Origin of the sequence: Streptomyces sp. 71268, from assembly GCF_029392895.1 — a bacterium.
In the GTDB taxonomy this organism is placed as follows: Bacteria; Actinomycetota; Actinomycetes; order Streptomycetales; family Streptomycetaceae; genus Streptomyces.
The window spans coordinates 3,309,082-3,323,409 of sequence record NZ_CP114200.1; the positions used below are offsets into that span (position 1 = coordinate 3,309,082).

The 14,328-nt window shown below is 74.1% G+C and carries 9 protein-coding genes; 4 read left to right on the forward strand and 5 right to left on the reverse strand.

The genetic code is table 11. The features are described 5' to 3' along the window. Positions 1–886 precede the first annotated feature (886 nt). From OYE22_RS12360 to OYE22_RS12370, 3 genes are all read left to right on the forward strand, one after another. Entirely contained in the window at positions 887–3,808 is a 2,922-nt protein-coding gene (locus OYE22_RS12360; RefSeq protein ID WP_277320470.1) for a BTAD domain-containing putative transcriptional regulator, read from the forward strand. 221 nt (positions 3,809–4,029) lie between these two features. After that, positions 4,030–4,278 carry a hypothetical protein gene (locus tag OYE22_RS12365; RefSeq protein ID WP_277320471.1) on the forward strand — a complete coding sequence of 83 codons (249 nt, stop codon included), beginning with the start codon at positions 4,030–4,032 and terminating at the stop codon, positions 4,276–4,278. Positions 4,279–4,491: 213 nt separating this feature from the next. Then, positions 4,492–4,677, forward strand: a complete 186-nt coding sequence (locus tag OYE22_RS12370) for a hypothetical protein (protein WP_277320472.1) — start codon at positions 4,492–4,494, stop codon at positions 4,675–4,677. A 163-nt stretch (positions 4,678–4,840) separates the two neighbouring features. On the opposite strand, the gene OYE22_RS12375 is transcribed toward OYE22_RS12370, so the two are convergent. The 3 genes from OYE22_RS12375 to OYE22_RS12385 form a co-directional block, all read right to left on the reverse strand. Then, complete coding sequence (locus OYE22_RS12375) at positions 4,841–5,464, reverse strand: hypothetical protein (RefSeq protein WP_277320473.1); 624 nt, start codon at positions 5,462–5,464, stop codon at positions 4,841–4,843. Between the two features lie 1,994 nt (positions 5,465–7,458). Beyond that, on the reverse strand, positions 7,459–10,272 hold the full coding sequence (locus OYE22_RS12380; RefSeq protein ID WP_277320474.1) for a PQQ-binding-like beta-propeller repeat protein: 2,814 nt from the start codon (positions 10,270–10,272) through the stop codon (positions 7,459–7,461). A 416-nt stretch (positions 10,273–10,688) separates the two neighbouring features. Next, the gene (locus OYE22_RS12385) at positions 10,689–11,348 is read right to left on the reverse strand and encodes a hypothetical protein (RefSeq protein ID WP_277320475.1); all 660 of its coding nucleotides are present in this window, start codon (positions 11,346–11,348) and stop codon (positions 10,689–10,691) included. Between the two features lie 265 nt (positions 11,349–11,613). On the opposite strand from OYE22_RS12385, the gene OYE22_RS12390 reads away from it, so the two are divergent. Beyond that, a complete protein-coding gene (locus OYE22_RS12390; protein ID WP_277320476.1) occupies positions 11,614–12,096 on the forward strand; it encodes a MarR family transcriptional regulator in 483 nt (160 codons plus the stop codon). A gap of 141 nt (positions 12,097–12,237) precedes the next feature. On the opposite strand, the gene OYE22_RS12395 is transcribed toward OYE22_RS12390, so the two are convergent. Together OYE22_RS12395 and OYE22_RS12400 are read right to left on the reverse strand one after the other, a co-directional pair. Further along, the gene (locus OYE22_RS12395; RefSeq protein ID WP_277320477.1) at positions 12,238–13,035 is read right to left on the reverse strand and encodes a class I SAM-dependent methyltransferase; all 798 of its coding nucleotides are present in this window, start codon (positions 13,033–13,035) and stop codon (positions 12,238–12,240) included. 163 nt (positions 13,036–13,198) lie between these two features. Then, entirely contained in the window at positions 13,199–14,167 is a 969-nt protein-coding gene (locus OYE22_RS12400) for an isocyanide synthase family protein (RefSeq protein ID WP_277320478.1), read from the reverse strand. Between the last annotated feature and the right edge of the window lie 161 nt (positions 14,168–14,328).

The following is a 14,328-nucleotide window of genomic DNA, read 5'->3' on the forward strand; positions in this document are numbered from 1 at the left end:
TAGCGGACACCGAATCCACTGGTAATTTCACTAGTAAATAGTCCGGCGAGTGACGCGTATACGCTGTATGGGCATATGCGACACGGCGCGCGCGGACCGTTTCCCGGGATCATCGCATTCGCGAACACCGGCACCGATTGCCGCCGGCTGGCGATCTTGGAATTGCTCGACCGGAACCCGCGACCCGGCCGGCCTCGGCCACCGCCCCGCGCCCCCACGACCGCGAAGCCCCGGCACGCGCCCCGGGCGCGCACCGCGCCGTCGGGCCGGGCGCCGGGCCAACGCCCCGGCCGGCCCGTGTCCGCCCTGCGTCACCGGGCCCGTTCGAGCACCGGCACACGTACCGCACGACGTGCCGCCCCACCCGCACCACGCGCCTCAACCCACCGGCCCGCAGGCCGGATGCGGAACCTGGCGCACGGAGCTAGCGGCGCGCCCGTCAACACGTCGATCGGCCGGTAGCGTTGGCCTCGAACAGCCCGTACGGTGCCGAAATGCGGGGCGGGGAAGCGTCACGGGGGACACTTCATGTGCCTGTTGACTTCGGTTTAGACGCGGTCAACTGGCCGGAGAACACCCCTCGTTCGCGCGCCCCATCCGCGAAGCACGCGGGGACGAAGCTCCGCTATGGAATCGAAAGTAGTGGTATATCCGCATCGATGCGCGGATGCCGGGAGACTAGTTGATATCAACGGAGTTCCCTCCCCCCGGCCTGCCGGGACCGTGGCATCAACTACCGCACGCCGACCCACCGCCCAACCCGCCGATATTGCGAATCGGCCAACTCTTGCGGGCCTTGTGCAGAGGCCCGGCCCCTACTGACGCGGAGGCCACCGACAAGGCAAACTGACCGGTGCGAAGCGGAGACACTCGGCAAGGGGAGACCATGGGCGACGATCAGGGGCAAGCGCACCAGTTGCGCTTCACCGTGCTCGGCCCCGTGCGGGCCTGGCGCGGCGACGTACCGCTCAACACAGGCTCGCCGCAACAACGCGCCCTCCTCGCCGCCCTGCTGCTGCGCGATGGCCGGACGGCCACCGCTGCCGAGCTCATCGACGGCCTGTGGGGGCACGAGCCCCCGGACGCCGCGATCGCCACGCTGCGCACGTACGCGTCGCGGCTACGGAAGTCCTTCGGGCCGGACGCGAGCACGCTGGTCAGCGAATCCGGCGGGTACGCCCTACAGGTCCACGCCGAGGCGCTCGACGTGGACCGCGCGGAACAGCTCGCGGGCCAGGCCGAGAAGGCGCGCGCGGGCGGCGAGCGGGCCCGGGCCCGCGAGCTGATCAGCCAGGCCCTGGACCTGTGGGACGGCGAGCCGCTGGCCGGCCTGCCCGGCCCGTACGCCGACAACCAGCGCACCCGGCTCCTGGAGTGGCGCCTCAGCCTCGTCGAGACCCGCCTCGACCTCGACCTCGAACTGGGCCACCACACCGAGACCATCTCCGAGCTCACCGCGCTGACGGCGGCCCACCCGCTGCGCGAGCGACTGCGCGAACTGCTGATGCTGGCCCTGTACCGCAGCGGCCGGCAGGCGGAGGCGCTCGCCGTCTACGCCGACACCCGCAAGCTGCTCGCCGACGAACTCGGGGTCGATCCACGCCCCGAGCTCTCCGAACTCCAGCAGCGCATCCTGCAGGCGGACACCAACCTCAACGCGATGCCGACGGGCACCTCGTCCGCCTCACAGCCCGCCACCGTGCGACCCGCCCAGCTTCCGGCCACCGTCGCCGACTTCACGGGCCGCGCGGCCTTCGTCACGGAGCTGAGCGACCAGCTCGCCACGGCCGAGGGGCGCGTGATGGCCGTCTCCGCCGTCGCGGGCATCGGCGGCGTCGGCAAGACCACGCTCGCCGTCCACGTGGCGCACGCGGCACGCGCCCACTTCCCCGACGGGCAGCTGTACATCGACCTCCAGGGCGCCGGCCCCACCGCCGTGGAGCCGGAGGCCGTCCTCGCCTCCTTCCTGCGCGCCCTGGGCACGCCCGACGAGGCCATCCCGGACACCCTGGAGGACCGGGCCGCGCTCTACCGCTCCACGCTCGCCGGCCGCAAGGTCCTCACCCTCCTCGACAACGCGCGCGACGCGGCGCAGGTGCGCCCCCTGCTGCCCGGCGCCGAGGGTTGTGCCGCGCTGATCACCAGTCGCGCGCGCATGATCGACCTGGAGAGCGCGCACCTGGTCGACCTCGACGTCATGAGCCCCGAGGAGGCGCTCATGCTCTTCACCCGCATCGTGGGTGCGGAGCGCGTCAACGCTGAGCGGGACGCGGCCATGGACGTGGTGGCCGCCTGTGGCTTCCTGCCGCTGGCGATCCGCATCGCCGCCTCCCGGCTGGCCTCGCGCCGCACCTGGACGGTCTCGGCGCTCGCCCGCAAGCTGGGCGACGAGCGCCGCCGGCTGGACGAGCTGCGCGCCGGCGACCTCGCGGTCAAGGCCACCTTCGAGCTGGGCTACGGCCAGTTGGAGCCGCAGCAGGCGCGCGCCTTCCGCCTGCTGGGCCTGCCCGACGGTCCCGACATCTCGCTGGCCGCCGCGTCCGCGATGCTCGACATGGACCCGGACGACGCCGAGGAGCTGATCGAGTCCCTGGTCGACGCGTCACTCCTGGAGTCCGCCGCGCCGGGCCGCTACCGCTACCACGACCTGGTGAGGCTGTTCGCCCGCGCCTGCGCGGAGCGCGACGAGCAGCCGCCGTCGGAGCGCGCCGCCGCGATGTCGCGGCTGCTGGACTTCTACCTGGCGTCCGCGGCCCGGGTGTACGCGATCGAGCGCCCCGGGGACCGCGTCGTGGACCACCTGGCCCCCACGACCTACCCGGGGCTGGCCTTCTCGGACCGCGAGGCCGCGCTGGACTGGCTGTTCGCGGAGGCCACCTGCATCCTGGCGACGGCCCGCCAGCTCGCCGGCGGCGACACCCTGCGCCGGGCCGTCGACCTCCTTCAGGCCACCCGCGACCTGGCCGAGTCGGGCACCTACTCACACCAGTGCCTGCAGGCGGGCACCGTGCTCCTGCAGGCCGCCCAGCAAGCCGGGGACACCCGGGCCGAGGGCAGGGCCCGCACGGTGCTGACGTTCGCGCACAGTCTCTCGGGCCGGTTCGACAAGGCCGACGAGGAAGCCCAGCACGCCATGCTCCTCGGCGTGGCCAGCAACGACCCGGTGCCCTGCGGTCAGGCGGCCAACGAGCGCGGGATTATCGCGATTTACCACAGCCGGCACGACGACGCCGAGGCGTACCTGACGCGTGCCCTCGAAGCCTTCCGGGCCGACGAGAACCGCCCCGGTGAGGCGAGCGCGCTGTGCAACCTGTCCCGGGTCCACGTGTCCCTGGGCAACACCGACAGCGCGGTTCGACTCGCCGAGCAGGCGCTGACCATCTACCGACAGCTCGGGGTCACCTTCCGCCTGGCCAACGGCCTGTACGCCTACGGCCTCGCCTTGCGGCACGCCGGGCAGTTGGACATGGCGCTCACGCAGTTCACCAACGCGCTCACGGTATTCCGCGAGAACCGGCAACGCCTGTGGGAAGGCATGACGTTGTACCGGCTCGCCGAGGTATATCTCGCGGCCGGAGAGGCGGCGCACGCCGCCACCAATGCGGAACAGGCGCTTTCGTATTTGCGGGGCATCGGCGGCGAATGGCGTCGCGGAAATGTGCTGACGGTACTCGGGCGGTCACTCGACGCAATCGGGCAGCCTGGTCGCGCGCACGCCTGCTGGAATGAGGCGCTCGCGATTTTCGACCAGTTGGGCGCCGCGGAAGCGGACGCCGTGCGTCAACTCCTCTCTCCCGCCGCCGCGTAGTTCTGGTCCATACCCTCCTACGCTGGCCGTTCATCGATCGTTTATCACTGCACGGCAGTCTCTGTGGCGTCGATCCGTCGCGTCGGGGGGCAGGCGGGTCGATCAGATGGCCACACCGTTATGGTGAACGGCCCTGAATGCCCGTCCGGCCGCCCACGGGGGAGCGACTGGGCGGGCACTTCTGACCCCTTCACTGCACGACTAACGGGAGGACCCGCACCATGACTGACAACCAGACTGCCCAGATAGAGCCACAGGACGACACCGTTACCGAGGCGGACATCAGGTCCCTGGACGGGCACGCCACCGGCGCCCCCATCCGCCCGGACAAGTGGAAGAAGCCCGCGCCCGTGCTGCCGCAGGACGGTCACGCCACCGGCGCGCCCACCACCCTGGGCGACGGTCACGCCACCGGAGCGCCCGCGGTCGCCCTCGGCGACGGGCACGCCACGTCCGAGCCGCAGGGCTAGGCGGCTTCTCGACATCTTTCCTGGGGGATAACTGCAGGGACCGGCATCGTCGGCACGGAGGGGGCGCCGACGCGGCTGGTCCCTGCACCCATGAGGATCGCTAGTCGAAATCGGCCAAGGTTCACGCCACTTCTGGCCGCTTGATCAAAAAGAATCACCGCCGTCATTACGTTCCTGTCACGAGGCATACTCACCCCCGCTTAAGGAGCTCTCATGAGTGACACCAGAAAGGCGTGTGCGACACTCGCCCTTGCCGCCGCCGCGGTCCTCTTCGCCGGTTCTTCCGCGGTGGCCGATGGCCACACCACCATCGCGCCGATGGATGGCCACGTGACGGGTGTACAGGCTCATGACAGCGACACCCCTCCGGCGATACCGCTGGACGGCCACGCTTCCTGAGCACAACGCGCTGCGACGGCGGAGTCCAACCCCGAGGGGCAGGCTCCACCGTCGCATGTGTCTGTGTTGTCGGGGCCGCGCCGTCCAACCGACCGTGAACAGCCGGCCTTTGTCGTTCACGCACGCCCCGCCGCGCACGCGGCTCCGACGAGCCGACCCCGCCTCAGCTCGCGGACTTGGACGCGCTCGTCACCTGGCAGGTGTAGTACGTCTGCTCGCTGAAGGTGTGGTAGCTCGACAACGTGACGGTCTGGGACTGGCCGGGGCCCACCGTGACGCGCTCGTAGTCGGTGCCCAGCGTCTGGCTGTTGGAGCTGGCCTCCCACTTGACGGTGACCGAGTAGTCGTACGTCGTGACCGTGGACGGGTTGTGCACCGTGACGTCGTACTGGAGCTGGCTGGTCGACTGGTCGTAGCGGCAGTTGCTGCCGTTCGTCTCGCCGGTCACGTCACCGTCGTAGGTCGGCTCGGTCGGGGTGGGGGACGGCGTCGGGGTGGAGTCGTAACCGGAGGACGTGCCGCCGTTGTACGAGCCGCCGCTGTAGGAGCCGCCTCCGTACGAGCCGCCCCCGTAGTCGCCGCCGGATGAGCTGTCACCTGACGAACTGCCGCCCGACGAACTGCCGCCGGACGAACTGCCCGAGACGAAGCCGTCGCTGGACGACGACGAGCTGCTGTCGTTGTCGTCGCAGCCGCCGCCCCCGCTGCGCCGGGCGCCGGTCAGGGCGATAAAGACGACGGCGACCATGGCGACCACCCGCAGGTGCCGTCGGCGACGCACATTCATGAAATACCCCCGTGGAAAAGACCGTTACAAGCCAATAAATGCCTATTGACGAGTGCACGCCAGCATAGAGCAACGGAGCGACGGCACCGACCCCCTCGGGGGAGGGCCGCGTCGGCCCTGCGCCCGGCCCGAATGGGTGCGGGGTGAACCCGGCCGCAGCACCTGGCGGGAGTGCGTGGCGGGACGCCGTCCGGACGGTGCCGGACCGCTGGGTGATCACCCGCGGCGGGTCTGCATTCCACCACGCGCCGAGGCCGAGATCGGTTCCCTCCCGCCCCTTTGATTCATCTCTTCACCAACTCCCCCCGCACCGTTACCCAGTGTGTTCCCCGCGTGGCAGGCCCGCCGGGGCGGGCGTAGCGTCGAAAGGGAGAGCGCGTACGCGACAGGCGAGGAGTCGGGGATGGTCCGCAACGTCTTCGGGAGCCTCATCGCTCTCATCGGAGCGACGGCCGTCGTCCGGAGCCCCTTCCGTGCCTGGTACGACGGCCGTCACGGGCGCGACGTGCGGGTGGACGACCTGTTCGGCGGGCTCGACGGCGGGCGCGGCGTCGAGGTGAGCCTGCTGCGCTCGCTGTTCCTGCCCATGGCCTGCGCCGGGCTGATCGCGCTGGTGGGCCTGGTGCTGCGGTCGCGGCCGCTGGTCGCGCTGGGTGGCCTGGTGGCACTGGGCTTCACCGTGCTGTGGATGGTCCGCCAGGGCCAGGCCGCCGGCAGCCTGACGGTGGACGGCGAGGGCAACGGCCTGGGCCTCGGGGTCGCGGGCGCGCTCGGTGGCTCGATACTGCTGCTGATCGCGGCGGCCCTGATGAGCGGGCGCCCCGCGCGCCGGGGCCGGCACGCGCTGACCGGCGAGCGGGCGGAGGAGACGTACGGCGGGTACGGCGAGTATGGCGAATACGGAGCGCGTCCGGGGCCCGCCGGCCCGGGCGGATACAGCGGGCCGGGCGGGTACGGCGGCCCGGGCGGGTACGGCGGTCCGCCACCACCGGCCGGCGGCCCGGGCGGCGGCTACGGGGCCGGCGCCGGTACGGGCGCGGGCTCCGGTGCCGGGCACGGCAGGCCCGTCGAGCGGCGGCCCGGCCTCGCGCGGGACGGCGAGCCGCCGTTGCCCGCGGGCTACGCGGCCGGGGCGTTCCAGCGCGACCCGCACGAGCCGGAGGCGTACCCGCGGGACCTGTACGCGCCGCGGCCCCAGTCCGCGCCGCGGGGGCCCGGGGCGCGCGCCGGCGCGCGCCCGCCGTACGCGACCGGGACCGGGGCCGGTGCCAGCGCGAGCAGCGCCCCCACCCCCCGCGTCACCTGGCCCGCCGCCCCGGAGGCCGAGCGCGAGGACAAGACGATCGAGATGCCACCGGTCACGGACGACACCCCCGCCCCGGCCCAGCCCCCCCACCGGCCAGCTCTCCCCCGCCCCGGACGCCCCCGGCCAGGCCCGCGAGGCCGACCCGGCACCCACATACGACCCCGCCTACGACACCGGCGACGAGCCCTCGCGGGGCGGGCCCGAGACCGCGCCGTGGCCCGGGCCGGGCGCCCCGCCCGAGTCGGACGCCGAGCGGACGCTGCCGCAGCCCATCCGGCGCGAGGACGACGAGACGCCCTAACGAGACCCCCTGACGGGACCACCTGCCGAGGCCCCAGGCGGGGTCAGGACGGACCGTACGCGGAGAGTTCGGGCCCCGGCCCCGCCCCCGGCCGTCGGCCTGGTGCGACAGCGCAGACGAGACGCACAGGGCGCACAGGGCACACAGGACGTACGGGGCGCACAAGGGACAGCAGGGGAACGGGGGGCGGCGAGGCGTACGGGCGGGGCGGCGAACCGTACGGGCGACGGCAGGCCGTGCGAGGAACGGGCGCGGCCAAGGGGCGTGCGCCCGCGCACGGCCGACCAGGGGCGGGCGACAACGGCGGCGCTCGGCCGGCGCCCCCACGGGCCCCGGGCCGGCGCGCGGCGCGCCGGGAGCGCCCCGGAGTGTGCGGCGGCGCGCGGGTTACGGCTGGCGGGCGGGAGAGCGGGAGAGGCCCGTGCCCTTGGCGGCGTCCAGCGCGTAGACGCAGCGGTCCTTGCTGCAGGCGTAGACGACGCCGGCGACGGCCACCGGCGAACCGGTGATCTCTCCGCCGGTGGCGAGCTTCCAGCGGAGTTGGCCGCCGGTGGCGTCGACCGTGTACAGGCAGTGGTCGGCCGAGCCGAAGTGCACCCGGCCGTCGGCGACGACCGGGGCGCCGATGACCTCGCCGCCCGCGGCGAACCGCCACTTCGGGGTGCCGGTCACGGCGTCCAGCGTGTACAGGGCGCCGCCGCTGCCCAGGTGCACGGAGCCGGCGGCGACCAGGACGGGTTCGATGGACTGCCGGGGCTCGGTGGCGATCCGCCAGCGGTCGCGCCCGTTGGCGGCGTCCAGGGCGTAGACGGTGCCCAGGTAGTCGGCGATGTAGATGCCGCCACCGGCGACGGCGGCGCCCGGCGCGAACGCGGGCGGGCTCAGGAAGACGGCCGGCGCCTCGAAGCGCCAGCGCACGTCGCCACGGACGATGTCGATGGCCAGCACGCGGGTGCCGGCGGCGACGTAGGCGACGCCGTCGGGGGCGTGCAGCAGCCGGACCGGCACGCCGCCGCAGGAGGCGGCGTCGCCGACGGGATACGACCAGCGCTCGACGCCGGTGCGCGCCTCCAGGGCGCGCAGCCGCGCGTCCGACCACACGTAGACCGTGTCGCCGTGGATGACGGGGCCCGACTCCGGGGTCTCGAAGTCCGTCTGGGCGCCGCTCATCTCCCACAGGAGTTCGCCGTTGGCCGCCTCCCACGCCTGCACGCCGCCGCCCCGGGTGCCGGTGACGACGGTGCCCCGGTCGACCGCGAGCGAGTAGACCCAGCCGTCGGTGGCCAGCCGCCACCGCTCGGCGCCGTCGGTCGCGTCCAGCGCGTAGAGCGTGGTGCCGTCGGAGGCGTGGATGCGCCCGCCCGAGACGGCCATCGCCCAGGCCACGTCGCGGGTCTTGAAGACGCGCCGCCCGGTGCCCGTGTCCAGCGCGTGGACCTCGAAGGACGTGACGTACAGCAGGTCTCCGGCGACCGCCGGGGTGCCCCAGACGTCGTTGGACATCCGGAACCGCCAGGGCCGCCAGCGGCCCGGCCCGCCGCCCGCCGGGTCGCCCTCGTGGCCCGCCTCGTCGCGGGGGCCGTGGCCGGTGGCGGGGCCGTGTCCGGTGGCGGGCTGGTGGCCGGGCGGGTGGCCGTGGCCGGCCGCGTGGCCGCCCGGGGCGCCGCCGTGTCCCACGCCGGGGCCGCCGCTGGGCGGCCTGACCCAGCCGGTGGCCGGGCCGCCGTCGGGGGCGGCCCGCCCGTTCCTGGCGTCCGCGACGCGCGGCCCCGGGCCGATCGGCACCTGGGAGCCGGGCAGTCGCACGGAGCCGTCGGGCCCCTCGCCGAGTACCGGCCCGCCGCTCGCGCCCGGCGCCGCGCCGTCCAGCGGGCGCTGTGGCCCGGCGTGCGGCGCGGAGGGCGGCGGACAGGACGCGGCCGACGAGGGGGGCGACGAGAGCGGGGGCTGCGCCGAGACCTGGGCGGAGGCGCCGGGTCCGGCGGACACCGGCGCGGGCGTGACCGGCGGCGCGGGCGCGGAGGGCGCGACGGCCGACGGTGGCCCGACGCCCGCCGCGCTGGGGGCGGCGTGCCGACCGGCGCCGGGCGCGGGGCCGGTGAGCCCGCCGCGCGGGTCTCCCCCGGCGGCCGGGCCCCAACCGGAGCCGCCGCCGGGCTGGCCGGTCGACGCGGGCCGGTCGGACCTGGCGGGCCCGTCACCTTGGCGGCCCTGGTGCTGGCCGCCTCCGGCGCGGGCGCCGGAGGTCCGGCCGCCGCGCCGCTCCTCGATGAGGGCGACCGCGCTGTGCGGCAGCCAGGCGGAGGCGGTGCCGCTGTCGTCGCCGGCCGAGAACAGGTGCGGGGCCAGTTGCGCCTGGAGGTCGGCGGGGGTCGGCCGGTCGTCGGCGGTCATCTGCATGCAGGACTCGATGAGCGGACGCAGCTCATCCGGCAGGCCGGTCAGGTCCGGGCCCTCGCGCAGCAGCATGAAGACGGTCTCGACGGGGTTGGCGCCGTGGTACGGGGCGTGCCCGGTCGCGGCGAAGACCAGGGTGGAGGCGAGCGAGAAGACGTCGCTGGCGCCGGTGACGCTGCGGGAGTCGCGGGCCTGCTCGGGCGACATGTACGCCGGGGTGCCGACGGCCACGTTGGTCATCGTCAGCCGGGTGTTGGAGACCCCGGAGGCGATACCGAAGTCGATGACGCGCGGCCCGTCCTCCACGACCAGCACGTTCGACGGCTTGAGGTCGCGGTGGACGAGGCCGCCGCCATGGATGGACTGGAGTGCCTCGGCGATGCCGGCCGCCAGCCAGCGCACCGCCTGGGCCGGGAGCGGCCCGCACTCGTTGACTATTTCCTCCAGCGAAGGCGCGGGCACGTAGGCGGTGGCCAGCCACGGCACGGCGGCCCGTGGGTCGGCGTCCACGACGGCGGCGGTGTAGAAGCCGCTGACCGCGCGGGCGGCCTCCACCTCGCGCGTGAAGCGGACCCGGAAGAGCTGGTCCTCGGCGAGTTCGGTCCGTACGGTCTTGATCGCGACCCGCCGGCCAGAGGCCGAGCGGGCCAGGTAGACGAGCCCCATGCCGCCCGCGCCGAGCCGCCCGAGGACCTCGAACGGGCCGATCCGTCTCGGGTCCTGTTGCGTGAGCTGCTCCACTGTGCCTGCCACCTCCCCGTGGGGGCCGGAAATGTACGACCCCTTGCAGCGTCTCACCGACATAGCCCACCGGCGGTACGCAACCCGCATTCTCTCTGGCGAAGGCGTCGGGTGCGAACCCGGGGGCAATTCGCCGTGTCCCGGGCGGATCGGTGACGATCTCTCCCATGGGGGCGGCCCCGCGCGGGCCCGTACGGGAAGTGGAGGGGCTACCTCCGCGCGCGGCGGGCGCCGGCGCGCACCCCGCGCCCGCGCGGGCCCTGCGCCCGCGCGGGCGCTCACGCGCGGCGACGGACGGCGGGGCGGGGCGGCGGCCGGCGCGGGGAACGGGAGGGAGCCGGGGGGGGCCGGGGCGCGGCCGGAGGTGTCGGGGTGCGGCCGGGGTGTCGGGGTGCGGCCGGGGTAGGGCCCGGCCCGCCGGGTTCCGCGGGGGATGGAAGCGGCGGGCCGGGGGTCTAGGGGGCAGGCGCCGGTCGGGGTCAGGCGCCGGTCGTGGAGCCGGGCCGGACGACCATGAGGACCACGACGACGGCCCAGGTCAGCGAGAACAGACCGGTCACCATGCCCAGCTTGGGCAGCCGGGCGGCCATGGCGCGCATCGCGCCCGCGTCGCGCTCCTCGTCGTCGAGCAGGGTCACGACGGCGTCCTGGTAACCGAGTACGGCGATGCCCAGCAGGATCGCGGCGACGACGGTCAGCACCATCGAGGCGATCAGCCAGGCATCTCCCATCACACCCATCTGCTGCGCGGTGAACAGGCCGAAGGCCGGCACGGCCACGCTGAGCACCGCGTAGACCCTGCTGATGCGGTGCAGCAGCATCACCGAGGCGATGGAGCGCACGGTGTCGGCGGTGCTCGCGGCCCCCGCCTCGGCGCCGCCGGCCGGGCTCTCGGCGGTCCTGGCCGCCACCGCCGCCTCCCGGCCGCCCTCGCCCGTCGCGGCCACCTCGCCGACGGCGCTCTCGCCCGTGGCACCGGCCTGACCGGCGGCGTCCCCGACCGCCGGCGCCGCGCCCGGGGCGCCGGCGGGCAGCAGGGCCTGCCGGGCGAAGCGGGGGAACAGGCTGGCCGCCACCGTGACGGGGCCGATGAACATCACGGCCACCAGCACGTGGATGCTGAGCAGGAGCTTGGTCATGGCACGCCCTCCCGGCGGCGCCCGACGCGGCGCCAACCCCTTGTTTCAGTCTGCCTTAAACTCACATCGAGGCTAGCATTCGCGCCGCTGACCGATGACGGGCCGCCCCCCTTGGAGGCCGGCCGACGAGTGGCCGCCCGGCACGGGCGGCGGAGGGCGGGAGTACGTGAGGCAGAGCCCGGTCGAGCATCCGCGCACGCCACCGGCGCCGGGACCGGGAACCGCGCCGGGACCGGAGGCGGGGCCGGCGCTGGGGCCGACGGCGATGACGCCGCGTACGGGCATGCTGCTGCTCACCGCGGGGCGGCTGATGCGCGAGGAGATCGACAGCGCGCTGGGCGCGCGCGGGCTCTCGTTGCGGCACGTGAGCGCGCTCGGCCACCTCTCGCGCGAGCCCGGCCTGTCCTACAGCGCGCTCGCCCGCCGGGCCGGGGTCACCGCGCAGAGCATGCAGGCCACGGTGCGGCAGTTGGAGAAGGCGGGCGCGGTGGCCCGCGAGTCGCCGGCCGGCCGGGGCCGCACCGCCGAGTTGCGCGTCACCGCCCGTGGCCGGGAACTGCTCGGCGAACTCGACGGGGTGGTGCGGGCGGCGGAGGAACCGCTGCTCGCCGGCCTGTCGGAGGAGCAGCACGCGGCGTTGGCGGGCGGCCTGCGGCAGGTCCTGGCCAACGGCTGGCGGGCCCGGCACGGCGACGAGTCGCCGCCCGTCCAGCCCCCGCCACCCCTGGCGCCCGCCCGTAACTCCTGACGCCCCTGACGCCCACCCCGTAATCCCTGACACCCCACGGCGCCCCGCCCACCTCCGCACCCCCGGACGACGGCGGGCGGGCCCGACCGGCGGGTCGGGCCCGCCCACGTGGTGCGGGGTGCCCCGCTGGCGGGGTGCGGGTCAGGCGGCGCGCCGCCCGCGGGTGGAGACCAGCGGCCACGAGGTGACGGCCACGGCCGGGTCGGCCAACAGCTCGCCCATCCGGTCGAGTTCGGCCTCCGTGGCGCCGGCGGCCAGCAGCCGGTCGCGCAGTTGCGCGGTGTTGTGGGCCATCAGCCGCGCGCCGGCGCCGCCGCCCGACCAGCTCTCGGCGTGCACCCGGGTGTGCACGTCGGTGAGCCCGACGCCGGCCAGCGCGGCGTGCACCGCGTTGCCCCAGGCCGGGTCGGCACCGCTGGCCACCAGGAGTCGCTGGGTGAGGTCCACGACCCGGTCGATGACGCTCGCGTCCGCCGCGCTCGGCACGGTCAGCGGGCGCTGGAGCGAGGTCGCGTCGAACTCCTCGATCAGGAGCCAGCCGCCCGGCGCGAGCGCCTCGACCAGCGTGGCCAGGATCTCCCGGCGCTCGGGCAGGTGACCGAGGACCAGGCGGGCGTGGATCAGGTCGTACCGGTCGGCGGAGGGCAGCGGCCCGCGCACGTCGTGCTGGCGCGTCTCCAACCCGGCCGCCGGGGTGGTCAGCGCCGGCTCGATGTCGGTGGCCAGCACGCTGCCACCGCCGGGCCGCACCAGGTCGGCCAGGTGGTGGGCGATGGAGCCGCCACCCGCGCCCACCTCCCAGCAGCGGGCGCCCGCCGGGAGGTCGAGTTCGGCGAGGCGGGCGATGGTGATCGGGTCGTACGCGGCCTCCAGCGCCCCCAGCCGCGACGGCGCCTGCGCGGCCTGGTTGTCGAACGCGTAATCAGTGGTGACGGGCATCGGGACCTTCCAGCGGTACGGGACCAGGCGGCGGTACGGGGCGGGCGCCACGGCGGGGCGCCGGCGGCGGGCGGTCAGAGGATCTGGACGCGCCGAGGTCCCCAGCGGCGGGCGCCGTCGGCGAACTCCTCCCTGGACAGGCCGGCGAAGCCGCGCGGCACCGTCACGACATGACCTCCTGGAGGGTCAGGTGGGGCGCGACGAAGTGGCTGGGCCGGTTGCCGCGCCACACCAGCGACGCCTTGAGTTCCTCGGCGTGGGCGCGCTTCGTCAGGAACATCCCGTCACCGGTCTCCAGGGCCACCCCGTGCCACGGGGTCAGCCAGCGGTCCCGGGTGCGGACCAGGTGGAATCCGATCTTCTCGGAGTGCACCGGCTGCGGGTGGATCGAGAGGCGCAGCGCGTCCGGGTACGTCTCGGCGACCAGGCGGCTCCAGGCGTTGGAGCGCCGGATCACCTCCCAGGCGATCGGCTTGGCCTCCTCGCGGACCTTGGAGCGGCTCTTGCCCTCGCTCACCGCGATGCGGTCCTCGAACATGAAGCGGTGGATGCCGTTGAACATCCCGCGCACCTGCTCGTCCTGCGTGGCGCGGTGCTTGAGGCTCTCCAGCGACTCGGCGTACTTGCCCATGAGTTCGTCGCGAATCACGTCGTAATCGGTGCTGTGGTAAGCGTCGGCCAGCGCGTAGAAGCCGATCGACGAGCCGTTGAAGGAGCGCACCATCGCCTCCAGCTCGGACCGGTAGCTGGTGGCGTCCTCGTCGGTGACCCCGACGACGTCGGCGAAGACGTGGCCGTCGGAGCAGATCGTGACCCGGGCGCCCGGAGCGTGGTAATGCGACAGGTGATCACAGAAGGACTGGAGGAATTCCAGGGCCAGGCGCTCACCCATGTCGGGCAGCGCGCCCAGCGTCTTCTGCCCGTTGGGCGACTTGGCGGGGAAGGCCGGAATGACGAAGTGCAGAGGTTCGCCCGCGTCGAGGAACTTCTGCACCTTCTTCTCGTGCGGGGCGCGGCACGCGTCGCACGGCTTTTCCGCGCAGCCCCCGTCGGGGCCGGCTATCAACCGCCGGAAACGGAAGACGTGGTTGAGGATCTCGGTGCTGGTCGCCTGCTGCTTGACCTGCGTCACCGCACTCTCCTGCCTATTTATAAAGGGGTAAATGGGAGTGACTCATCCGGCCTCGTACGAGACCGGTGCGCCTGTCCGACGCCCGGGAGTCGACGCGCGTGGTGGCGCCGGACCGGGTGGTGCGGACCTTGTTGCTCGACTACTCCAACCCGAAAGCCCCG